Annotated in this window: 24 protein-coding genes; 15 read left to right on the top strand and 9 right to left on the bottom strand. The window is 64.1% G+C overall.

What is annotated here, in order from left to right; all coding sequences use genetic code 11:
* Positions 1-74: 74 nt before the first annotated feature.
* The 5 genes from ACFV4R_RS11130 to ACFV4R_RS11110 all read left to right on the top strand — a co-directional run bounded on the left by ACFV4R_RS11130 (position 75) and on the right by ACFV4R_RS11110 (position 5,304).
* Positions 75-1,529, top strand: coding sequence for a dipeptidase (locus tag ACFV4R_RS11130; RefSeq protein ID WP_377203575.1), 1,455 nt, complete (start codon positions 75-77; stop codon positions 1,527-1,529).
* A 193-nt stretch (positions 1,530-1,722) separates the two neighbouring features.
* Positions 1,723-2,109 carry an iron-sulfur cluster assembly accessory protein gene (locus ACFV4R_RS11125; protein WP_015937148.1) on the top strand — a complete coding sequence of 129 codons (387 nt, stop codon included), beginning with the start codon at positions 1,723-1,725 and terminating at the stop codon, positions 2,107-2,109.
* 186 nt (positions 2,110-2,295) lie between these two features.
* On the top strand, positions 2,296-3,168 hold the full coding sequence (gene coxB, locus ACFV4R_RS11120; RefSeq protein WP_056079281.1) for a cytochrome c oxidase subunit II: 873 nt from the start codon (positions 2,296-2,298) through the stop codon (positions 3,166-3,168).
* Between the two features lie 10 nt (positions 3,169-3,178).
* Positions 3,179-4,906 (top strand): cytochrome c oxidase subunit I, encoded by a 1,728-nt coding sequence (gene ctaD, locus ACFV4R_RS11115; RefSeq protein WP_377203576.1) that lies wholly within the window; start codon positions 3,179-3,181, stop codon positions 4,904-4,906.
* Positions 4,903-5,304 carry a cytochrome c oxidase subunit 4 gene (locus ACFV4R_RS11110; protein WP_056079276.1) on the top strand — a complete coding sequence of 134 codons (402 nt, stop codon included), beginning with the start codon at positions 4,903-4,905 and terminating at the stop codon, positions 5,302-5,304. Before ctaD ends, ACFV4R_RS11110 begins: the two co-directional genes overlap by 4 nt.
* A 112-nt stretch (positions 5,305-5,416) precedes the next feature.
* On the opposite strand, the gene ACFV4R_RS11105 is transcribed toward ACFV4R_RS11110, so the two are convergent.
* Complete coding sequence (locus tag ACFV4R_RS11105) at positions 5,417-5,728, bottom strand: HPr family phosphocarrier protein (protein ID WP_377203577.1); 312 nt, start codon at positions 5,726-5,728, stop codon at positions 5,417-5,419.
* 168 nt (positions 5,729-5,896) lie between these two features.
* On the opposite strand from ACFV4R_RS11105, the gene ACFV4R_RS11100 reads away from it, so the two are divergent.
* Complete coding sequence (locus ACFV4R_RS11100; RefSeq protein ID WP_377203578.1) at positions 5,897-6,667, top strand: GntR family transcriptional regulator; 771 nt, start codon at positions 5,897-5,899, stop codon at positions 6,665-6,667.
* A gap of 125 nt (positions 6,668-6,792) precedes the next feature.
* Here ACFV4R_RS11100 and ACFV4R_RS11095 read toward each other — a convergent pair whose 3' ends face one another.
* From ACFV4R_RS11095 to ACFV4R_RS11080, 4 genes are all read right to left on the bottom strand, one after another.
* Positions 6,793-8,463, bottom strand: a complete 1,671-nt coding sequence (locus ACFV4R_RS11095; protein ID WP_377203579.1) for a cytochrome bc complex cytochrome b subunit — start codon at positions 8,461-8,463, stop codon at positions 6,793-6,795.
* Positions 8,441-9,511 (bottom strand): ubiquinol-cytochrome c reductase iron-sulfur subunit, encoded by a 1,071-nt coding sequence (locus ACFV4R_RS11090; protein ID WP_056079264.1) that lies wholly within the window; start codon positions 9,509-9,511, stop codon positions 8,441-8,443. Before ACFV4R_RS11090 ends, ACFV4R_RS11095 begins: the two co-directional genes overlap by 23 nt.
* Positions 9,512-9,610: 99 nt before the next feature.
* Positions 9,611-10,399, bottom strand: coding sequence for a cytochrome c (locus tag ACFV4R_RS11085; RefSeq protein WP_091720317.1), 789 nt, complete (start codon positions 10,397-10,399; stop codon positions 9,611-9,613).
* A gap of 86 nt (positions 10,400-10,485) precedes the next feature.
* Entirely contained in the window at positions 10,486-11,160 is a 675-nt protein-coding gene (locus ACFV4R_RS11080) for a heme-copper oxidase subunit III (protein WP_377203580.1), read from the bottom strand.
* Between the two features lie 112 nt (positions 11,161-11,272).
* Here ACFV4R_RS11080 and trpD point away from each other — a divergent pair, with 112 nt between their 5' ends.
* Positions 11,273-12,328, top strand: coding sequence for an anthranilate phosphoribosyltransferase (trpD, locus tag ACFV4R_RS11075; RefSeq protein ID WP_377203581.1), 1,056 nt, complete (start codon positions 11,273-11,275; stop codon positions 12,326-12,328).
* A gap of 15 nt (positions 12,329-12,343) precedes the next feature.
* Here trpD and ACFV4R_RS11070 read toward each other — a convergent pair whose 3' ends face one another.
* The 3 genes from ACFV4R_RS11070 to ACFV4R_RS11060 form a co-directional block, all read right to left on the bottom strand.
* Complete coding sequence (locus ACFV4R_RS11070; protein WP_045731394.1) at positions 12,344-12,625, bottom strand: Lrp/AsnC family transcriptional regulator; 282 nt, start codon at positions 12,623-12,625, stop codon at positions 12,344-12,346.
* 124 nt (positions 12,626-12,749) lie between these two features.
* Positions 12,750-13,145 (bottom strand): DUF3054 domain-containing protein, encoded by a 396-nt coding sequence (locus ACFV4R_RS11065; protein WP_377203582.1) that lies wholly within the window; start codon positions 13,143-13,145, stop codon positions 12,750-12,752.
* Positions 13,146-13,207: 62 nt separating this feature from the next.
* A complete protein-coding gene (locus ACFV4R_RS11060) occupies positions 13,208-13,351 on the bottom strand; it encodes a hypothetical protein (RefSeq protein WP_377203583.1) in 144 nt (47 codons plus the stop codon).
* Positions 13,352-13,758: 407 nt separating this feature from the next.
* Here ACFV4R_RS11060 and ACFV4R_RS11055 point away from each other — a divergent pair, with 407 nt between their 5' ends.
* The 5 genes from ACFV4R_RS11055 to ACFV4R_RS11035 all read left to right on the top strand — a co-directional run bounded on the left by ACFV4R_RS11055 (position 13,759) and on the right by ACFV4R_RS11035 (position 18,036).
* Positions 13,759-13,908, top strand: coding sequence for a hypothetical protein (locus ACFV4R_RS11055; RefSeq protein ID WP_200937761.1), 150 nt, complete (start codon positions 13,759-13,761; stop codon positions 13,906-13,908).
* Between the two features lie 12 nt (positions 13,909-13,920).
* On the top strand, positions 13,921-14,742 hold the full coding sequence (locus ACFV4R_RS11050) for a hypothetical protein (RefSeq protein ID WP_377203584.1): 822 nt from the start codon (positions 13,921-13,923) through the stop codon (positions 14,740-14,742).
* Positions 14,743-14,941: 199 nt separating this feature from the next.
* Complete coding sequence (locus ACFV4R_RS11045; RefSeq protein ID WP_377203585.1) at positions 14,942-16,141, top strand: type III polyketide synthase; 1,200 nt, start codon at positions 14,942-14,944, stop codon at positions 16,139-16,141.
* A gap of 4 nt (positions 16,142-16,145) precedes the next feature.
* Positions 16,146-16,844, top strand: coding sequence for a class I SAM-dependent methyltransferase (locus tag ACFV4R_RS11040; RefSeq protein WP_377203586.1), 699 nt, complete (start codon positions 16,146-16,148; stop codon positions 16,842-16,844).
* Entirely contained in the window at positions 16,834-18,036 is a 1,203-nt protein-coding gene (locus ACFV4R_RS11035) for an FAD-dependent oxidoreductase (RefSeq protein WP_377203587.1), read from the top strand. Before ACFV4R_RS11040 ends, ACFV4R_RS11035 begins: the two co-directional genes overlap by 11 nt.
* Here ACFV4R_RS11035 and ACFV4R_RS11030 read toward each other — a convergent pair.
* On the bottom strand, positions 18,002-18,469 hold the full coding sequence (locus tag ACFV4R_RS11030) for a nuclear transport factor 2 family protein (protein WP_377203588.1): 468 nt from the start codon (positions 18,467-18,469) through the stop codon (positions 18,002-18,004). The genes ACFV4R_RS11035 and ACFV4R_RS11030 overlap by 35 nt on opposite strands.
* Before the next feature lie 56 nt (positions 18,470-18,525).
* On the opposite strand from ACFV4R_RS11030, the gene ACFV4R_RS11025 reads away from it, so the two are divergent.
* The 3 genes from ACFV4R_RS11025 to ACFV4R_RS11015 all read left to right on the top strand — a co-directional run bounded on the left by ACFV4R_RS11025 (position 18,526) and on the right by ACFV4R_RS11015 (position 20,692).
* Complete coding sequence (locus ACFV4R_RS11025) at positions 18,526-19,206, top strand: peptide deformylase (protein ID WP_377203589.1); 681 nt, start codon at positions 18,526-18,528, stop codon at positions 19,204-19,206.
* A gap of 18 nt (positions 19,207-19,224) precedes the next feature.
* On the top strand, positions 19,225-20,103 hold the full coding sequence (locus tag ACFV4R_RS11020) for a methyltransferase domain-containing protein (RefSeq protein WP_377203590.1): 879 nt from the start codon (positions 19,225-19,227) through the stop codon (positions 20,101-20,103).
* 124 nt (positions 20,104-20,227) lie between these two features.
* The gene (locus tag ACFV4R_RS11015) at positions 20,228-20,692 is read left to right on the top strand and encodes an NfeD family protein (protein WP_091720288.1); all 465 of its coding nucleotides are present in this window, start codon (positions 20,228-20,230) and stop codon (positions 20,690-20,692) included.
* Positions 20,693-20,699 lie beyond the last annotated feature (7 nt).

The raw sequence follows: 20,699 nt of genomic DNA, 5'->3' as shown, positions 1-20,699 counted from the left end.
TTGCGGAGGTGCCGGGATTCCTTGCCTGCGGGTGTTGCCGAAGCAACAGATGTGACGGGAGTAATGTTTTGGCCATGACTTCCTCGCCAATGGCAACCCCGCACGATCCGCATGGCCCCTCATCCACGGGCCCTGAGACAACCGGCCAGACGGACCAACTCCGGGCCGCCGTCGACCGTTCCTTCGACCAAACCCTGCGCCGCCTCAAAGACCTTGTGGCGATTCCCGGGATCGCCTGGCCCAGCTTTGACCGGGCACCGCTGGAACGCAGTGCCGAAGCGGTAGCGGAACTGCTTCGCGAGGCCGGACTGGACGAAGTGCAAACCCTCACCTGCCCCAAGCCTAACGGCACGCCAGGGGGTCCCGCCGTCGTCGCACGCCGCTCCGCGGCGCCCGGCAAGCCCACCATCCTGCTGTACGCACACCATGACGTCCAGCCTCCCGGCGACGAAGCCCTGTGGGAAACACAACCGTTCACCGCGGTGGAAAAGGATGGCCGGCTCTATGGCAGGGGCGCCGCTGACGACAAGGCCGGCATCATGGCCCATATTGCCGCCTACGCTGCCGTCTCGGAAGTTGTCGGCGAGCTGGGACTCGGCGTGACGTTCTTCTTCGAAGGCGAAGAGGAAGCCGGATCGCCTACCTTCAGGCCCTTCCTGGAGGCCAACCGCGAACTGTTGCGGGCCGACGTGATCGTCGTTGCCGACTCCAGCAACTGGAAAGTTGGCGTTCCTGCCCTGACCACCAGCCTTCGTGGCCTCGTTGACGGCACCATTGAAGTGCAGGTCCTCGACCACGCTGTCCACTCCGGCATGTACGGCGGCCCGGTGCTGGATGCCCCCACGCTCCTGTCGCGGCTGATCGCCACACTCCATGACGACGACGGCAACGTGGCGATCGAAGGCCTGGTGGCCACGGACAACGCTGCCGTGGACCTTCCGGAAGCCGACTACCGTGCCGACGCTTCAGTGCTCGACGGCGTCCGTCTCGCCGGAACGGGCAGCATTGCCTCCCGCCTGTGGACCAAGCCTGCGCTGTCCATCATCGGCTTTGACGCGCCGGCGGTGGACGTCGCCTCGAACACGCTGCTGCCGCGGGCCCGTGCCAAGTTCAGCCTCCGCCTCGCACCGGGCCAGGATCCCGCCGCGGCCATGGAGGCTGTGGGCCGCCATGTTGAGGCCAACGCGCCGTTCGGCGCGAAGGTCACCTTCACACCGGGGGAGAGCGGCAATCCTTTCCAGACGGACACGGCATCAGCGGCGGCCCGCCTGGCAATGTGGGCGCTGGGGGAGGCTTGGGGCGTCCCGGCCGTCGAAACAGGGATCGGCGGTTCCATCCCCTTTATTGCAGACCTGCTGGAGCTCTACCCTGCAGTGCAGATCCTGGTCACGGGTGTTGAGGACCCGGACTCGAGGGCGCACAGCGCCAACGAATCCCTGCACCTGGGCGACTTCCGGCATGCAATCCTGGCCGAGGCCCTCATGCTTGCCCGGCTCAACAGCGCGGGCCTGGACGTGCAGCCGGGCTGACAGCGCCCACGTGGGCGCAGGGCCTCACCTTGGCCAGCCGTCCAGGGAACAACGGGGGACCTTTCATGGTTACGTCAGGAGTTAGAGCTACAAGGCTGTCCGACGTAGCATGTAGCTATAGCCCATACCCAATCCGTAGGGGCAGGCACCGCAGATGCGGAGCCGCCAGGACCCGTCCCAAGAAGGTAGGCCAATGAGCACCGCAACCAATGAGAACAGCACCGCAACCACCAGCGAATCCGGCGAACTGCCGGTCCACGAGGTCAACCTGACCGATGTCGCCGCAGGCAAGGTACGCAGCCTTCTCGAACAGGAAGGCCGCACGGACCTGCGCCTTCGGGTTGCCGTGCAGCCCGGCGGCTGCTCCGGCCTGATCTACCAGCTGTACTTCGATGAGCGGATCCTCGACGGCGACGCCGTCCGTGATTACGACGGTGTCGAGGTCGTCGTGGACAAGATGAGCGTTCCGTACCTCAGCGGCGCCAGCATCGACTTCGAAGACACCATTTCCAAGCAGGGCTTCACCATCGACAACCCCAATGCCGGTGGCTCCTGCGCCTGTGGAGATTCCTTCCACTAAGCCGGTCATTTTGCCGTATGCCTGCGCCGTGTCTCCTGCCAACCAGATTGGCCGGGAGGCACGGCGCCGACATGTGGGCGAAACGTCCGGGGGAGCGGTAAGCTCTACACCGAGTAGTAAAACTTTTCGTGTGCCCGGGCGGCCGATGGCTGCCCGGGCAACAGCAACAAGTAGGAAGGGCCGTCTGTGAGTTCGCAGAACCGAACCGGCAGCCGACGCAAAACGATCACAACGATCACTGGCTTGGCAATTGCCGGCGCGTTGGTTTTGACCGGATGTTCGCCAGAGGTAGAGAAGGGGTGGCTGCCCACTGAACGCGGCACCACCAGCAACACCGACCGCATCATGGACCTCTGGGTCAACTCATGGATTGCCGCGCTGGTGGTGGGCATCATTACCTGGGGCCTCATCATCTGGTGCCTGGTGGCGTACCGCCGCCGCAAGGGGACTGTCGGGTTCCCGCGGCAGACCAGCTTCAACCTTCCGCTTGAGGTCTTCTACCTGACCATTCCGATTTTCATGGTCCTGGTGTTCTTCTACTTCACCGACCGTGACCAGCAGGCCATTGATGACCGCTCCCAGCCGGCCGACGTCGTAGTTGACGTCCGCGGCAAGCAGTGGGCCTGGGACTTCAACTACAAGTCCGGCGACGTCATCCAGGAAGACCTCCACGAAGCCGGTGTCCAGGCCCACCTGACCGGCAACACCATCGATAAGGAACAGCTCCCCACGCTGTACTTGCCGGTGAACAAGTCTGTTGACCTCGAGCTCAACGCCCGCGACGTCATCCACTCGTTCTGGGTTCCCGCCTTCCTGCAGAAGCGCGACATGATCCCCGGAAAGACCAACTACATCAGGTTCACCCCCACTAAAGAGGGCACCTACGACGGCAAGTGTGCCGAACTCTGCGGCGAGTACCACTCCGAAATGCTGTTCCGCGTCAAGGTGGTGTCGGAATCTGAATTCCAGGCCCACATGGACGGGCTGAAGGCAGCCGGCAACACCGGGCTGCTGGGCGTGGAGTACGACCGCAACCCTAACCTGAACGAAATTAAGTAAGGGGAGCGACGTGGCTACGTACACTCAATCCGCACCCACAGGAGCCCTGCAGGCTCCCGTGGTACCCAAATCCAAGGGGCGCATCGTCGTCAACTGGATCACCTCCACTGACCACAAGACCATCGGGTACATGTACCTGATCGCCTCGTTCGTCTTCTTCTGCCTCGGCGGCGTCATGGCGCTGCTCATCCGTGCCGAACTCTTCGAGCCCGGCATGCAGATCCTGCAGACGAAGGAACAGTACAACCAGCTGTTCACCATGCACGGCACGGTTATGCTCCTGATGTTCGCCACCCCGCTGTTCGCGGGCTTCGCGAACGTCATCATGCCGCTCCAGATCGGTGCCCCCGACGTCGCATTCCCGCGTCTGAACGCCCTGGCTTTCTGGTTCTTCCTCTTCGGTTCCACCATTGCGGTGTCCGGCTTCATCACCCCGCAGGGTGCAGCTTCCTTCGGCTGGTTTGCCTACGCACCACTGTCGAACACCACGTTCAGCCCCGGCATCGGTGGTGACCTGTGGGTCTTCGGCCTGGCGCTCTCCGGCTTCGGCACCATCCTTGGTGCGGTCAACTTCATCACCACCATCATCTGCATGCGCGCCCCGGGCATGACCATGTGGCGCATGCCGATCTTCACCTGGAACACCCTCATCACGGCCATCCTGGTCCTGATGGCGTTCCCCCCGCTTGCCGCCGCACTGTTCGCCCTGGGCGCCGACCGCCGGTTTGGTGCACACATCTTCGATCCCGAAAACGGCGGTGCCGTCCTCTGGCAGCACCTGTTCTGGTTCTTCGGCCACCCCGAGGTGTACATCATCGCGCTGCCGTTCTTCGGCATTGTGTCTGAGATCTTCCCGGTGTTCAGCCGCAAGCCGATCTTCGGTTACAAGGGACTTGTTTACGCCACGATCGCCATTGCTGCGCTGTCCGTGACGGTGTGGGCCCACCACATGTACGTCACCGGCTCGGTGCTCCTGCCGTTCTTCGCCTTCATGACGATGCTCATCGCCGTTCCGACCGGCGTGAAGTTCTTCAACTGGATCGGCACCATGTGGCGCGGTTCCATCACGTTTGAAACCCCCATGCTCTGGAGCATCGGGTTCCTCGTGACGTTCCTCTTCGGTGGCCTCACCGGCATCATCCTTGCTTCGCCTCCGCTCGACTTCCACGTCTCGGACTCCTACTTCGTGGTAGCGCACTTCCACTACGTGGTCTTCGGAACCGTGGTGTTCGCCATGTTCGCCGGCTTCTACTTCTGGTGGCCCAAGTGGACCGGAAAGATGCTCAACGAACGCCTTGGCAAGATCCACTTCTGGCTCCTGTTCCTGGGCTTCCACGGCACATTCCTCATCCAGCACTGGCTCGGTGTGGAGGGCATGCCCCGCCGCTACGCCGATTACCTGGTGGAAGATAACTTCACCTGGATGAACCAGTTCTCGACTGTGGCTTCCTTCGTCCTCGGCGCCTCGCTGATTCCGTTCTTCTGGAACGTCTACATCACGTGGCGGAAGGCCGAAAAGGTCCAGGTTGATGACCCTTGGGGCTTCGGTGCCTCCCTCGAATGGGCCACGTCCTGCCCGCCGCCGCGCCACAACTTCACCTCGTTGCCCCGGATCCGTTCGGAGCGCCCCGCCCTGGACCTGCACCACCCTGAACTGCGCCAGGTCCACACCGTCGACTCGCCGGCACCTGCGGCCAGCGTTCTCGGCAACGCCGACCAGAAGGACACCGCACAGTGAAAATCGAATCTTGGATCTTTGGATCGGGAGTCTTCTTCTTCATCCCTGTCTCCATCGTGTACGGGTTCCTGACGCACTGGAACGAGTGGGTCGGCACCCTGGGTGTCCTGCTTGTAGGCGGACTGGCCGGCATGATCGGCGCGTACCTTGGCTTCACCGCCAAGCGCGTGGGCATGCGCCCCGAGGACCGCAGCGACGCTGAGATCCACGAAGGCGCCGGCGAGCAGGGGCACTTCAGCCCCTGGAGCTGGTGGCCCCTGGTCCTCGGCCTGGCTTGCGCCACCGGGTTCCTCGGCCTGGCCGTTGGGTTCTGGATTGTCTTCATTGCCGCCGGCCTTGCGGTCGTAGCGCTTGTTGGCTGGGTTTACGAATACAGCCGCGGGGACCACGCCCACTAGGCACCACACTTAATGACGACGCCGGCCTCCACCATTTGGTGGGGGCCGGCGTCGTTGTGTCTGGGCCAGTTTGTTCCGGGTGGTTCTGGCTGGTGCCCGGGCAATTGCCGGGCTAGTGCCGGGCCGCGGGCTGCAGGGCTCCCTGCGCCGTGAGGAGGTCTCCGAGGACCTGGAGGAGCCTCTCGGCGTCTTCCACGCTCCCAGGCCCATCCAAGGCTGTCTCGCTGACCGTGAGCTCCACTGTGCAGCCGTGCTGGAAGTCGGCGGCCATCACCTGAAGCAGCGACCGCGCATCGACGCCCGGGCTGCCTTCCCTGGCTATGACCACGGGAAGGCCCGTGTCCATGACGGCCCGGACAAAGTCGGCCGCTGGCCTTGCATGAAGCCCTACGGAAGCCGTGACCACGGCCTTGTGTGATGGCAAAGGGGACTCCTTCGTCTCGACGGACCCGTCCGTCTGTCGCGTAAATCTTCCTGCCCAAATATATATCCGGCTGCCCGGCCCTGCCGCCACGAAGTCGTCTGCAGGAACGCAGCTGGTCTAGACCTGACCTACGATTAGAAGTGGCATCAAGCAGGAAAAGGCGGACTCATGGCGGCTGCAGCCAAGACCATCAAGGGCGACATAGACCGCACCAGCGGTGTCGCCATCTACATTCAATTGCGGGAGATCCTGCGCGCCTACATCGCGGAGGCATGCCCACCGGGCTCGGCACTGCCTTCAGAACGTGATTTGGCCGAACGCTTCGGCCTTGCCCGGATGACAGTCCGCCAGGCCATCGATGCACTGGTAGGCGAGGAAGTCATCGAACGCGTTGTTGGCCTTGGTACCTTTGTCCGCCGGCCAAAGCTCGACCTCCAGGTAAAGCTCACCTCCTACAGCGAGGAAATGCAGCGCCGTGGCATGGTCCCGGCGGCCAAGGTCCTCAGCTTCGAGCAGATCGGGGCCAGCGCCTTCCTTGCCCGCGAACTGCAGCTCGACGAAGGCACTCCGCTGGTGCGTTTCCGCAGGCTCCTGCTGGCGGACGGGGAGCCCATGAGCGTGGATGAGAATTTCATCCCCGCCCACCGTGTCCCGGGCCTCCTGGACGGCGAGCCGCCCACCTCCTTGTACAACGTCCTGAGCGAACAGTTCGGCCTGGTCATGGAGTGGGGTGAGGACATGATTGAAGCAACCGCAGCGTCCCCGTCCACGGCGCGCCTGCTCAACGTGGAAGTGGGCTCACCGCTGTTGAAGATCCAACGGCATGCCTTCGTGGCCCGCTCCATGGTGGACTACTCCGTTTCGTACTACCGTGCTGACCGCTACAAGCTCTGGGTGCCCCTGCAGCGCCCCGGGGCACGCCGGGCGCGGAACCTCTAAGCGGACCGCGAAAGGGACTGGCCCCGCCGAGTCCTGGTGCTGCGGCCACATTGACGCCAGATAGAAACAGAGCAGGGCCCGGTCCATGCGGACCGGGCCCTGCTCTGTCTGGTGCCTGGGCGAACCTAGTGGGACAGGCTCTTGGCTTCCTCAGATGCTTCCACTGCCGCGTGGCCGTGGCCATGGGCTGCTTCAAGCTCTGCGGGTGTAGCCGGAGCGACGCGGTCCTCAAAGAACCACTTCGAAAGGAAGGCGCGGCGCTTCTCGTTGCCGGTCACCACACCATGCTCGTTGGGCACCGCGGGGAGAACCTCAGGAGACTCGAAGCCGACGAGCTTGTAGCGCTTGTACTCATCGAGCGGGGCGTGAACCTCGATGAACTCACCGTGGGGCAGGCGCACGATGCGTCCGGTTTCCCGGCCGTGCAGTGCAATCTCGCGGTCCTTGCGCTGGAGCGCAAGGGCGACGCGCTTGGCAACGATGAATCCGATGATCGGGCCGATGAAGAACAGGGCCCGGAGCCAGTAGGTGACGTCGTTGAGGGATACGTGGAAGTGCGTGGCGATGAGGTCAGAGCCGGCAGCGGCCCACATGACGCAGTACCAGATGAAACCTGCAACACCAATGCCCGTACGGGTGGGGGCGTTGCGGGGACGGTCCAGGACGTGGTGTTCGCGGTTGTCCTTGGTGATCCAGCGTTCGATCCACGGGTAGGCGAACATCACCGTGAACAGAATGCCGGCGGGTACCAGGGCGGGGAGCAGCACGTTGAACGTGAAGACGAAGCCCAGCCAGGTCTGCTCCACGTGCCAGTCACCAAAGGTGCCGGGCATCAGGCGCAGCGCACCGTCCACGAAGCCGATGTACCAGTCAGGCTGGGTACCGGCAGAAACGGGGGACGGATCGTAGGGACCGTAGTTCCAGATCGGGTTGATGGTGAAGAACGCTGCCATCAGTGCCAGGACACCGAAGACGATGAAGAAGAAGCCGCCGGCCTTGGCTGCGTACACGGGGCCGAGGGGGTAGCCGACAACGTTGTTGTCGTTGCGGCCCGGGCCGGGGTACTGGGTGTGCTTGTGAACCACAACCATGAACAGGTGGAGCACGATCATCAGGAGGATCAGCGCCGGCACGAGCAGGATGTGCAGCATGTAGAGGCGGCTGATGATGGCCGTTCCCGGGAACTCTCCACCGAACAGGAAGAAGGAGATGTAGGTACCAACTACCGGGATGGACTTGATGACGCCGTCAATGATGCGCAAGCCGTTGCCCGAGAGCAGGTCATCAGGAAGTGAGTAGCCGGTGAAGCCGGCAGCCATGGCCAGGATGAGCAGGACGCAGCCCACAACCCAGTTCATTTCACGCGGACGGCGGAATGCACCGGTGAAGAACACACGGAGCATGTGCACGGCGATGGATGCCACGAACAGCAGGGCTGCCCAGTGGTGGACCTGGCGCATGAACAGGCCGCCACGGATATCGAAGGAGATGTTCAGCGACGAGCTGTAGGCCACTGACATTTCGACGCCCTTGAGGGGCACGTACGATCCGTCATAGTGAGTCTCTGCCATGGACGGGTCGAAGAAGAACGTCAGGAACGTACCCGAAAGCAGCAGGATCACGAACGAGTAAAGAGCAACCTCGCCGAACATGAAGGACCAGTGGTCGGGAAAGACTTTCCGGCCGAACTCCCGAAGGATTCCGGAACCGCCAACTCGGGAATCGACGAAGTCGGTAACCCGGCCTGCCTTGGTTTTGGCGACGAAAGCGGGCTCAGCTGTTGATGCTGCGCTCATGCATATCACGCTCCCAGTAACTCGGTCCTACAGGTTCATGGAAGTCGCTGGTGGCGACGAGGTAGCCTTCGTCATCAACTGCGATGGGCAGCTGGGGGAGAGGGCGGCTGGCCGGTCCGAAGATCACCTTGCACTCTTGAGTGAGGTCAAAGGTGGACTGGTGGCACGGGCACAGCAGGTGGTGCGTCTGCTGCTCGTAAAGAGCAACGGGGCAGCCAACGTGGGTGCAGATCTTGGAGTACGCAACAATGCCGTTGTATCCCCAGTCCTCGCGGCCTTCAGAGGGATGCAGTGATGCCGGGTCCAGGCGCATGAGGAGCACAACGGCCTTGGCCTTCTCGTTGAGCTTGCCCTCGTGGAGTTCGTTCAGGCCTTCCGGAATGACGTGGAAGGCCGAACCGATGGTGACATCCGCGGCCTTGATCGGAGTACCGTCGGGGTCGCGGGCCAGGCGCTTGAGCTTGCCGTCCTGCGGTGCCCACATGGTGTGGGCCAGCTTGTTGTCGGGGCGGGGACCCAGATCGCCGAAGATGGCTACTGCGGGCAGGGGAGCGAGGGCCACGGCGCCGAGGAGCGTGTTGCGGATCAGGGGGCGGCGCTTGATGCCGGTCTCTTCCACAATGTCGTCAACGATGCGGACTGCAGCCTGGCGGTCCTCTTCGTAGCGGATGGCGTGGCGCTCTTCCGATACTTCGTGGTCCGGCATCAGGGCCTTGGCCCAGTGGACGATGCCGGTACCGATACCGAGCATGGCGAATGCCGTGCCGACACCAAGGAGGGCATTCTGCAACCGGATGGTTGCGATGTTGGAATCCTCGCCAAGGTCGATGGCGAAGTACGCCACCAGGAAGATCAGGGTTCCAACGACAGAGATGCCAAATAGTAAGGCGACCTGCCGTTCTGCCCGCTTTGCGGCCTTCGGATCCGTGTCAGCCAGGCGCAAACGATGCGGGGGAATTCCAGGATCCTGGAACTTCTCCACCTCATTCTGACCAGCCGTAGCTACGGTGCCCGAGTGGTTCGGACTGCCGTCACTATGGTTGCCCATAATTCGCCTCATCCTTCTCTCGTCCCGGCGGCTGCCGGGTTAGTTTCTAATATCAACCTGCTGGACTTTGCAGCAGAAAGTTTTGGTGCGGGGACCGCGTCAGGATGTGCGGGACGTCAGCCAGATGGTGAAGGCAATGATGACGCCCAAGCCTGCAACCCATACGAAGAGGCCCTCAGCAACAGGACCCAGCGAGCCGAGGTCGGCTCCGCCCGGGGAACCGGTGCTTTCGATCTGCTTCAGGAACGTGATGATGTCCTTCTTGCCTTCGGGGGTGATGTTCGAGTCACTGAAGACCGGCATGTTCTGCGGACCGGTCGCCATTGCTTCGTAGATGTGCTTACCCGAAACATCGGCGAGGGCCGGTGCGAACTTGCCACGGGTCAGGGCACCACCGGCAGCGGCGGCGTTGTGGCACATGGCGCAGTTGGTGCGGAACAGCTCACCGCCGGCGGCAGCGTCACCGCCACCATTCACCAGGTCCTCTTCAGGAACTGCCGGGCCGGCGCCCAGGGAAGCGACATAGGCTGAAAGCTGGTGGGTCTGCTCGTCGTTGAACTGGGCGGGCTTCTTGAGGGCCTGCGGTCCGTTCATCTGCATCGGCATGCGGCCGGTGCCCACCTGGAAGTCAACAGCAGCGGCGCCGACGCCCACCAGCGACGGGCCGTCAGCGGTACCGCTGGCACCCATGCCGTGGCAGGTGGCGCAGTTCGCTGCGAAGAGCTTGCCGCCTTCTTCAGTGTCGTTGGCACTGTAGGTGGTGGTGGAAGCCTTGGCCTCGTTGACGGTGGTGGCCACAGCGTACAGCCCACCCGTAAGGAGTAGTCCCATCAGGAGCAGCGCTATTGCTGCCAGTGGGTGACGCCGCTTTTGTGAGAGTGCCTTCACGTGGTGGTTCCTTTATTCGTTCCTGCGACGGCTTGTGGAGCCGCGACCTGAAATTCTGCCTCGTGTAGAAAAAGTTTCAAAACTGGTTACTTGAGTACGTAGATGACCAGGAAGAGGCCGATCCACACGACGTCAACGAAGTGCCAGTAGTAAGAGGTGACAATCGCGGAGGTGGCTTCGAAGTGACCGAATTTCTTCGCGGCGAACGACCGGCCCATGATGAGCAGGAAGGCAATGAGGCCGCCGATGACGTGCAGGCCGTGGAAGCCGGTGGTCATGTAGAAAGCAGAGCCGTAGGCGTTGGAGGACAGCGAGACGTGCTCGGAAACCAGCATCGCGTACTCGGTGGTCTGGCCCGCGACGAAGATCGCACCCATGATGAATGTCAGGGTGAACCATTCGTTCATGCCCCAACGGGAGAACGAGAACACCCCTCCGGTGCGGCGCGGCTGGAGCCGCTCGGCGGCAAAGACGCCCATCTGGCAAGTGAAGGAACTTGCCACGAGGACGATGGTGTTAGCGAGCGCAAAGGGGAAGTTGAGCTTGGCTGTCTCGTCCGCCCACATCTGAGCACTCGTGGAGCGCAGTGTGAAGTACATGGCGAAGAGACCGGCGAAGAACATCAACTCGCTGGACAGCCACACAACGGTTCCAACGGAAACCATATTGGGGCGGTTCAGCGTGGGGTGCGCCGGGGTACTGGGGGCATGGGTCGCAGATGTCACATAGACATTATGTCTGTAAAAGTCCGTGCTGCCCAACGCAAACCGCCTTTTCGGAGGACTTTTTCTACAAAGACGCGAAATCGCGCGGAAAAGTTCCCGCACCGGTTCATATTGGTCAGCCGCCGCCATCCCTCGATAGCATCAGCAGGTGACTTCACAGGCTTCCCCAGCGTCCGGCAACACCTGGCCCCGACTGATCTCAGCACTGATCGGCGGGCGTGATCTCACCGCGGATAACACGTCCTGGGCCATGGACACCATCATGTCGGGGGAAGCCACCCCTGCGCAGATCGCCGGCTTCCTCGTTGCCCTCAGTGGCAAGGGGGAGACGGTCGAGGAGCTGTCTGGACTGGTGGACGCCATGCTGGCACACGCCAAACCCATCACCATCTCCGGTGAGAAACTCGACATCGTCGGGACAGGCGGTGACCAGCTGAACACCGTCAACATCTCCACGATGGCGGCGCTGGTGGCGGCCGGCGCCGGCGCGCGGGTGGTGAAGCACGGCAACCGGGCCGCGTCGTCGTCGTCCGGCTCTGCCGACGTACTGGAGGCCCTCGGCGTGCGGCTGGACCTGTCCATCGACCGCGTGGCCAGGAACGCAGAAGAGGCGGGAATCACCTTTTGCTTCGCGCAGGTATTCCATCCTTCGTTCCGCCATACCGCCGTGCCGAGGAAGGAACTCGCGATCCCCACTGCCTTCAACTTCCTCGGCCCGCTGACCAACCCGGCAAAAGTCCAGGCATCAGCCGTCGGCGTCGCAAACGCCAGGATGGCACCCCTGGTGGCAGGTGTCCTGGCACGGCGGTGGAGCAGGGGCCTGGTGTTCCGCGGTAACGACGGCCTTGATGAGCTGACCACCACAGGCCCTTCCACGGTGTGGGAGATCCGTAACGGCAGCGTCGAGGCATTGGAGTTCTCGCCCCGGGACCTCGGCATCAGCCCGGCTACCGTCGAAGAGCTCCGTGGCGGCGATGCGAAGGCAAACGCGGTGGTTGTACGCGACGTCCTGGCGGGCAAAGAGGGCCCTGCCCGGGACGCAGTCCTGCTTAACGCTGCCGCCGGCCTGGTGGCCTTCGATCTTTCAGCCGAGGGAACGTTCCTGGACAGGATGCACAGTGCCTACGCCCGGGCGGCTGCGTCCATCGAAAGCGGAGCGGCGGCGGCAGTGCTTGATAAGTGGGTCCTGCTCACTGCCCCGTAGAGGACGTCTTCTCGCCTACTGTTCGAACCCCAACGAAAAAGCCGCGTCAAGATCGTGCTGGGAGTAGGCCCGGAAGGCTATGTGGGTAGTGGTGTGGACCACCGCCGGAACTTTCGAAAGCCGGTCGGCAATGACGTCCGCAAGATCCTCGTGCCGGGAAACCCTGGCCACGGCGATCAGGTCCCACTCGCCGGTGACGGAGTACACCTCGCTGATGCCTTCGATCGCTGAGATCTCCTCAGCCGTCTCAGGAATGCGGGAAGCGTCCGTTTTGATCAGGACGAATGCGGTGATCACGTTGAAACCCTCCGGATCTGTTGCGCCACGGCGTTGACCGGCGCGTTTCTTGGTCCTGCCAGCCTATTACATCAGTGCCCGCTCAGACCGGACCCAACACGTTGGGCCGGGGGAGCGCCGGTGTTTAGCCGCGGCGACGCCGGATGATGCGGTACAACGCCCGGTACCCCATGAGCAGCACGCCCAGGCTGAGGAGGGCGACGACGACGAAAGGCACCACGACGGTCTGCCCGGTGAGGGCCCTGAGCAGCATGCCGCCGATGAGGCTGCCCAGCCAGGCTCCGATGCCGGCCCGGCTCAGTGACATCGGGGCGCGCCATGCACGGGTTGCGAGCCAGCCTGCGGCCGCCCCGGCCAGGAAAGGCCAGGCCGTAAGGAGGACGCCGGAGATGATCCCGTCCCGGGCGTGTGCGTCGCGGCCTATCGCCGCGAACACCAGGATCAGGACGACGTCCGCCGCGGCAGCGGCGACGGCCAAGCCGCGGGGGCCGGGGGCAGGCCCGGATTGCGAAAAACTCATGGTTCCGAGCCTATCTGTCCGCCGCGGAGCTACCGGCATCGGCAACTGCCGCGGAAGCAGTCTCAGAGGCGGTGCACCAGCCAGCCAGGTTCCCACCGGACTGAGTACGGGCCGTTGCCGTCCTGCTCAACCAGGATGTGCGTCACCGTGTACGCGATGGCAGAGCCAAACGCGGCGCGCACTTTCACCGGGGCCGGCCGGAGCATCAGCACAGGCTTTCCCGGCGCGTGCGTCAGCGCCTCTTCCCGCAGTGCACTCCGAGTCCGGCGGCCAGGGGACTGGGGGAGTACAAACGGTGGTGTGCTCTGGTCTTCGAGATACGGGGACTGCGGCATCGGACGTCCTGGCGCTAATGAGGTGCACCGGCGCCATTTTCATAGGCGAAGGCGGCTTCTGGTGACGCCACCAACCGGCTTTGCCAGCAGGCTGGTCCGGAGTGGGGGCGCCTAGGGAACGACGATATTCGCTTCGCAGGCCGTTTGGCATCCGTAGGCTGTACCCGACTTGCCGGCCGCGGGCTACCTGTCCGAAGGCGTCGCGGGGAGGTTTGGCTGGATGAAGTAGATTCTGTTCTACGCCTGCCCGCTGGATGATCGACTGCGTTGGAGGAACCGTGAACAAGCCGCTCTGGATTTGCTGCCTGCTCGGCGCTGCATTGGGCATCGCCATCGGGTTGGCGTTCTTTGACAGCCCTTTCCTGGGCTTCGCGCTTGGACTCGGCCTGGGTGCCGTGGTCGGGGCCGGCATGGGCGTCCGGCGCTAGACTGGAACGGTCATGAACGGCGCGCGCCCCCGTCACACCGTCTGGCTGGCAGCGTTGGCCAGCCTGCTTGTTGCGTGCACGCCGGTCAACGGCACTGATGCAGCTTCCGGCGGCGCTTCGCCCACGGCGACCGTACAACCATCGGCCGGGACTGCTGAGCATTCCCCACAGCCCCTTGCTTCCACCACAGTGCCGGCGCCCCTTCCCGCTGCCAGTCAGCTGCCGGTGCCCGGCCCCTATGCCATCAATCTGTACCGCGAGGGCGACTTCGTCCCGCAGTACACGTTCGACTGGTGCGTTGCGGCGAGCATCCAGATGGCCCACAACCTGATTGACGACACAGGTGGGGGCACATGGTCGGACAGGACGCAGCAGGGGGAGTTGTGGGAACTGGCCCGCGCACGGTCGTCCGATTCCTTCAACGGTGCCAACCCTTACGGCTGGGCGCAGGTGCTCACCGCGTCCGGGATGGGTCCTTACAGCGTGGTCAGCGTCGCCGACTATGGGGCTGCCCTGCAGACGGCGGCGCGTGCGATCGCTGGGACGGGCCGGCCGGTTGGCCTGGTGATGTGGAGCGGCCGGCATGCATGGGTGATGAGCGGCTTTGAGTCGATGGGTGATCCGGCGGAATTCCAGGACTTCCGTGTCAAGGGAGTCAATGTCCTGGACCCGCTCTATCCCTACGGCAGCCAGCAATGGGGGCCGTCACCGGCACCCAACAGCCTGCTGACGCCTGAGGAACTCGCCACCCAGTTTGTTGTCAGGGAACCCCGGCGATGGAGTTCGCAGCTGCCTGCCGGATACCTTCTGGTGCTTCCACAGGCAACTCCCTGATGGGCCAAACCAATGGCCTCTCGCACAGGTCAAGGGGAGCGGGCCACCGCCCCTTCCAGCGCTGCAGATTCCAGTTACTTTACATAATGTAGATTATCGGCGTTTCACCAGCATGCCCGGAGAGGGGCAGGAGCGGCGATTCCGCAGGTCAGGCCGCTGAGCCATTGTCTTTGCGGATGCCCTCGTTAAGAATGGGTCAATGACGGTCTACGTGCGTTCACTTGAAACTGCAGTTCCGGCAACAAAGCTGATCCAGGCGGAGGCGCGTGACGTTTTCGCAGCGCAACCGGGACTCAGCAGGCTCGGTTCCCGGCTGGTGAGCACATGTTTCGATTCCGCTGCTATTGAGACCAGATTCACGGCCGTCGACGAGCTCACCAACGCATTCCGCCCTGAAAATCCCCAGTTCTATGACCCGGACTCGGGGCTTCTCCTGAATCCCAGCACCAAGGTCCGCAACGACATCTTCGCCCGTGAGGCCACCAAGCTGTTTGTGGAGGCCTCTGCTGCCGCCGTTAAAGCCTGCCCGGATCTCAATTTACTTGACATAACTCACCTTGTGACAGTCTCCTGTACCGGCTTTTTCAACCCCGGGCCTGACTACAAGATCGTCCGTGAGCTGGGCCTGGACCCGTCGGTGCAGCGCTACCACCTTGGCTTCATGGGCTGTTACGCGGCCTTCCCGGCCCTCCGCGCGGCCAAACTGTTCTGCGAGGCGGACCCGAAAGCGGTCGTCCTTGTGGTCTGCGCTGAACTGTGTTCACTGCACGTCCGAACGTCCAATGACCCGGACACCATTATGGGATCGGCGCTGTTTGCCGATGGCGCAGCGGCAGCGATCGTCACGGCCAACCCGGCCGCGGAAGAAACCGCTTTGCTGCAGCTCGACCACTTCGAAACGGTGCTGACGCCGGTTGGCGAGGACTCCATGGCCTGGAACATCGGCGACCATGGCTTCGAAATGGTGCTGGGAAACTACGTACCACACATCATCGACGATCACATCGTGGGCGCGCTGCAGCCGCTGCTGGCCCGCGAGCCCCTCCTCGAAGCACTCCCCTACACCGGCATCAGGCACTGGGCCATCCACCCGGGCGGCCGCAGCATCCTGGACAAGGTCCAGACCCGGTTGGGCCTCACCGACGGGCAGTTGGTCCCGGCCCGTGAAGTCCTGCGCAACTACGGGAACATGAGCAGCGCCACGGTGCTGTTTGTCCTCCGGCACATCCTCGAACAGGACAGCGAACCGGGAGGCGAGCGGATCTGTTCGATGGCGTTCGGCCCCGGCCTGACGGTGGAAACAGCGCTCCTGACCAAGTTGCGGCAGGCGCCGGCGGTGGCCAAAACCCCGGCTGACACGCGGCAGGATCAGCTGCTGCAGGAAATCCCGGTGGCCTGATCCGGTGCGCATCTGGCCCGAGCGTGCGGCAGGCGAGCTGGAACAGATGGACCTGCCGGACTGTAATGCGCGGAAGCTGGAGAACACCTACCGCCAGTTCGGCCTGGTCAACAGGATCGTGTCCGGGTGGAGGCGGCTGTACGTCAACGAACTTCGTCCGGTCCTGTCAGCAGGACCGGCCAGCATCCTTGACATCGGCTCCGGCGGCGGCGACCTCGCCGTCATGCTTGCCCGCTGGGCCGCCAAGGACGGGCTGGCTGTCCGGATCACCGGCGTAGACCCGGACCCGCGCGCGGCTGCCTTCTCCCTCAACCGGCTCCCGACCCGTGGCGTGGACTTCCGGCAGGCGCACAGTGCCGAGCTGGTCGGCGAAGGTGCCGCGTTCGACGTCGTTATTTCCAACCATGTCCTGCACCACCTGGGAACGGATGAATTTCAAGACCTGCTGGCACACTCGGACGTGCTCGCCCGGAAAAAGGCCCTGCACAACGACCTGCGCCGCAGCCCGCTGGCCTTCGCCCTTTTCGGCGTCGCAACCCTCCCGCTTCAGAACTCTTTCATCCGGGAGGACGGGCTGACCTCGATCCGGCGCAGCTATACGGCTGCGGAGCTGTCCGTGCTCACTCCCCCGGGCTGGACCGTGGAACCCGGGGCAGCCTTCCATCAGGTACTGGCACTGCGCAGGGACGGCCATGAACGCTGATGTGGTCATCGTCGGGGGCGGACCGGTGGGTCTGTACCTCGCCGCCGTCCTCCTCCGGCACGGCGTTTCGGTCCGCGTCCTGGAACGGAGGACCGCCAGGAACCATCACTCCCGGGCTATTGGCATCCACCCGCCGGCCCTCGCCGCCCTGGACCAGCTGGGCATCGCGCGCCAGATGGTGGCGGAGGGTGTCCCCATCCGTTCCGGGCTGGCAGTCAGCCGTGGCCGGACCGTGGGCCGCATGCTGTTTGCCGGAGTATCGGAAGCATTCCCGTTCGTCCTTTCGCTGCCGCAGTACCGGACCGAGCAGCTGCTGGAAGAGCAGGTGCATGCCCTGGACAGCGGCGCGCTCGTCAGGGGGATGGAGGTACTGGACGTAGCGTACGACGGCGGCAGCGCCAGTGTGTCGGCAAGGCCCGCCGGGCGTGCCGCGCAAGGGAGCAGTACGTTCCGGGCGCAGATAGTGATCGGCGCTGACGGTCCACGGTCCCGGATCAGGGACCTGATCGGCGTCCCGGTCCGGCGGAAAACCTACCCCGACCACTATGTGATGGGTGACTTCGCGGACCACCCGAAATTTGGTGAGCGGGCCGTGCTCTTCCTTGAGAGCGGCGGCATCGTCGAGTCGTTTCCGCTGCCGGGCGCCGTCCGCCGCTGGGTGGTCCGGCTGGGAAGACCCGCCGGAAGCGCTACCCCGGAGGCACTGGCCCGGCTCGTGGCGGACCGGACCGGAATCCACCCGGAAGCCGCCACCAACACCATGCTCAGCGCCTTCAGCGTCAGATCAACAGTGGCCCGCAGGACGGTGGCCGGACGCGTGATCCTGGTGGGCGACGCCGCCCACGAAATCAGCCCCATCGGCGGACAGGGCATGAATCTGGGCTGGCTCGACGCCCAGGCACTGGCCCCTCTGATCGTCCAGGCAGTCACCGGCAGTCATACTCCGGAGGACTTCCGCGGTTACGAGCGCGGCCGCTATCACGCGGCAGTGCGGGCGCAGCGGCAAGCAGAAATCAATATGCTGCTGGGCCGGCCGCTGCCAGCCCCGGTCCTTGCTTTGCGGAACACCGTGATCAGCGCGGCCGCGGCGTTCCCTGTTATCAACCAATGGGTTGCCGGGCGGTTCACCATGCAGCAGGAGTTCGACGCAACCGTTGTCAGCGGAAGTAGCAGTCGTAGCTGTCCTGGCTGACGATCAGCCCGTCGCGGACTTCGAAGACCGACGAGGTCCGCGCCCGGATAGTCTCACCGCGGTCCCAGTAGCGGATATCCATCAGCACGGTTGCGGACCAGTCAGCCTCGACAGCCACGCGTCCGCCTTCACAGGTTGTCCTCCTGATGGTGAACTCCTGGTTGGCCACCACCTCCGAACTTTGGTCGGCGCCCGCCAACACGTCCGCGAGGGTGCGGGTGGAGCCCTCGGGCGCCAGCAGATGGGGTGCCTCCACGAGCGTGAACGAATCAGCCAGGTAGGGCCTGATCTCGGCCGCTCCCCCGCCGGCTTCAAGGATGCGGATGAACTGGAGGACGCGGTCCACCGGGCTGGGGCACGCCGTGGTCCCGTCCGGTCTGGTGGGTTCAACAGGCACAGCAGGTGCGGCAGGCACAATGGTTTCGTCAGCCATGGAATAGACCTTAGCGGAGGACCGGAGTCGCCCGGACCGGCCGTTAGGCTTTCACCATGACCCTCTCGGCACCACCCACGGCCCTCACCGCAGAGCAGATCCGCGAGACCGTGCAGCGCATCCTGTCCGCCGGAACCCTCCCGCCGATCGTGCAGGCAGGCCACCCGGCGCTGCGCCAGAAGGCGGCTCCCTTTGACGGCCAAATATCTCCGGACCAGCTGGCGCGGCTTATAGAGCTCATGCGGCAGGTCATGCATGAGGCTCCCGGTGTGGGACTGGCAGCGCCGCAGCTCGGCATTCCCCTGCAACTGGCCGTCCTGGAGGACCAGTACGACGTGGACCATGAGGCCGCGGCTATCCGCAAACGCGCGCCGCTCGAATTCCTGGCCATCCTGAACCCCGCCTACACCCCGGCGGGCCCGGACCGTGCCGCCTTCTACGAAGGCTGCCTTTCCCTCAACGGCCTGCAAGCGGTGGTTTCACGCCCACAGGCCGTTTTGCTGGACTTCGTCAGGCCCGACGGCGGCGCGGAGCAGCGTGAGTTCTCCGGCTGGCAGGCACGCATTGTCCAGCATGAGACGGATCACCTGAACGGCATCCTCTACGTGGACCGGGCGCAGCTCCGATCGCTGAGCAGCAACGCGGAGTACGCTGCCCACTGGGCTGAGCCGGGGATTGGCAAGGCACGCGAGGGCCTGGGCTTCAATGACGGCCCTGCCGGAATCAGTGTGCCCTAGCCGCTTAAGATAGAGGCCATGCCCCTTCCCAGTGACCTGCCGCTGTTGTGCCCCCTCTGTTTGAAGCCGTTGGCGGCAGCCGATACCCGACCCTCCGGACCGGCCCGGATGGCATGCGGTTCCGGGCACAGCTTCGACGCGGCACGGCAGGGCTACTTCAACATGCTGGTTGGAAAGGGCACATCCTTCGAAGCCGACACGGCTGCGATGGCTGACGCCCGTTCCACCTTCCTTGGAGCGGGACACTACGCACCGCTGGCACGCGAGGTGGCGGCCGTCGTCGTACCTTGCCTTTCCCGCGACCATGCGGCCGTCCTGGATTCCGGGACCGGCACCGGCCACTATTTGAGGGCCGTGCTGGACGCTGCCGCGGAGCAGGGCCGGACAGTGAACGCCGTGGGGCTCGATATCTCGAAGTTTGCCCTGCGGCGGGCGGCGCGGCTCAACCCGGAAGCGGTCAACCTCGTCTGGGACGTGTGGAAGCGCATCCCCCTGGCCGATGGGTCGGTGGACGCGGTGACGGTCATTTTCGCCCCGCGGAACCCCGCGGAGTTCGCCCGCGTCCTCCGGCCGCACGGCCGCCTTGTCGTTGTCACGCCACGGCCCGGGCATCTGGCCACCCTTGCCGCGCTGACCGGCATGCTGGGGATCGAGGAGGGCAAGGACTCCCGCCTGGCCGCGGCCATGGCGGAGCACTTTGACGCAGAATCCGGTACCGACGTCGATATCCCGCTGTCCCTCACCCGCCGGGAAGCCGCCGACCTGGCCTTCATGGGACCCGCGGGGCACCACCAGGGCCGGGACGCCATCGCAGACCGCCTGGACGGCAGCCCCGAACCCCTGGCAGCCGAAGCGAAGTTCAGGGTGCTGGTGTACCGGCCAAAAAGCCGCCTGTAACGACTTGGCCACTATCCCCGGTCTTCCGCTCCACGCCCTCACCCCGCCTGGGGTGCCCGACTAGGATGGAAGTCACAGTTACTCAAAGGTCCGCGTCAGGACCTTGTAACAAAGGGGGAACACAGTGTTCGAGTGGTTGGGTGAAAACTGGTGGGCCGTGTGGCTGACCGCATTCCTGGCGTTCGCGGTGGTCGAAATGATCACCCTCGACCTGTTCTTCATCATGCTGGGCGGCGGTGCGCTGGCCGCCCTGGTGTCCGATTTTGCCGGTGCGGACCCCTGGCTGCAGATCGTCATCTTTTGCGTTGTCTCCCTGCTCATGGTCGCCTTCGTCCGGCCTGTGGCCCTGTCCCATCTGAAGAAGGGCCCCGCCGAGCAGCGGACAAATGTGGACCGCCTCATCGGCGAGCATGCCGTAGTCATGGAGGCAGTGACCTCAGATGGCGGCCTGGTGAAGATCGGCGGCGACATCTGGAGCGCACGCTCCGCGGCCGGCATCCTCTCGGCCGGCCAGATGGTGGTCGTCGCAGCCATTGATGGCGCCACCGCCGTCGTTTCGGCGCAGCCTCCTGCCGAGGACCGTACCTGACACAGCT

Origin of the sequence: Pseudarthrobacter sp. NPDC059871, from assembly GCF_042731175.1 — a bacterium.
Lineage (GTDB): Bacteria > Actinomycetota > Actinomycetes > Actinomycetales > Micrococcaceae > Arthrobacter.
The sequence above is the reverse complement of the archived record's forward strand: the minus strand, read 5'-3'. Positions and strand labels throughout refer to the sequence as shown.

Excerpts from the sequence above, each read along its gene's own strand:
- ACFV4R_RS11130 (WP_377203575.1), top strand. The coding sequence starts at position 75 with ATGACTTCCTCGCCAATGGCAACCCCGCACGATCCGCATGGCCCCTCA.
- ACFV4R_RS11125 (WP_015937148.1), top strand. The coding sequence starts at position 1,723 with ATGAGCACCGCAACCAATGAGAACAGCACCGCAACCACCAGCGAATCC.
- ACFV4R_RS11100 (WP_377203578.1), top strand. The coding sequence starts at position 5,897 with ATGGCGGCTGCAGCCAAGACCATCAAGGGCGACATAGACCGCACCAGC.
- ACFV4R_RS11095 (WP_377203579.1), bottom strand. The coding sequence starts at position 8,463 with ATGAGCGCAGCATCAACAGCTGAGCCCGCTTTCGTCGCCAAAACCAAG.
- ACFV4R_RS11090 (WP_056079264.1), bottom strand. The coding sequence starts at position 9,511 with ATGGGCAACCATAGTGACGGCAGTCCGAACCACTCGGGCACCGTAGCT.
- ACFV4R_RS11065 (WP_377203582.1), bottom strand. The coding sequence starts at position 13,145 with ATGAGTTTTTCGCAATCCGGGCCTGCCCCCGGCCCCCGCGGCTTGGCC.
- ACFV4R_RS11060 (WP_377203583.1), bottom strand. The coding sequence starts at position 13,351 with ATGCTCCGGCCGGCCCCGGTGAAAGTGCGCGCCGCGTTTGGCTCTGCC.
- ACFV4R_RS11050 (WP_377203584.1), top strand. The coding sequence starts at position 13,921 with ATGAACGGCGCGCGCCCCCGTCACACCGTCTGGCTGGCAGCGTTGGCC.
- ACFV4R_RS11045 (WP_377203585.1), top strand. The coding sequence starts at position 14,942 with ATGACGGTCTACGTGCGTTCACTTGAAACTGCAGTTCCGGCAACAAAG.
- ACFV4R_RS11035 (WP_377203587.1), top strand. The coding sequence starts at position 16,834 with ATGAACGCTGATGTGGTCATCGTCGGGGGCGGACCGGTGGGTCTGTAC.
- ACFV4R_RS11030 (WP_377203588.1), bottom strand. The coding sequence starts at position 18,469 with ATGGCTGACGAAACCATTGTGCCTGCCGCACCTGCTGTGCCTGTTGAA.
- ACFV4R_RS11025 (WP_377203589.1), top strand. The coding sequence starts at position 18,526 with ATGACCCTCTCGGCACCACCCACGGCCCTCACCGCAGAGCAGATCCGC.
- ACFV4R_RS11020 (WP_377203590.1), top strand. The coding sequence starts at position 19,225 with ATGCCCCTTCCCAGTGACCTGCCGCTGTTGTGCCCCCTCTGTTTGAAG.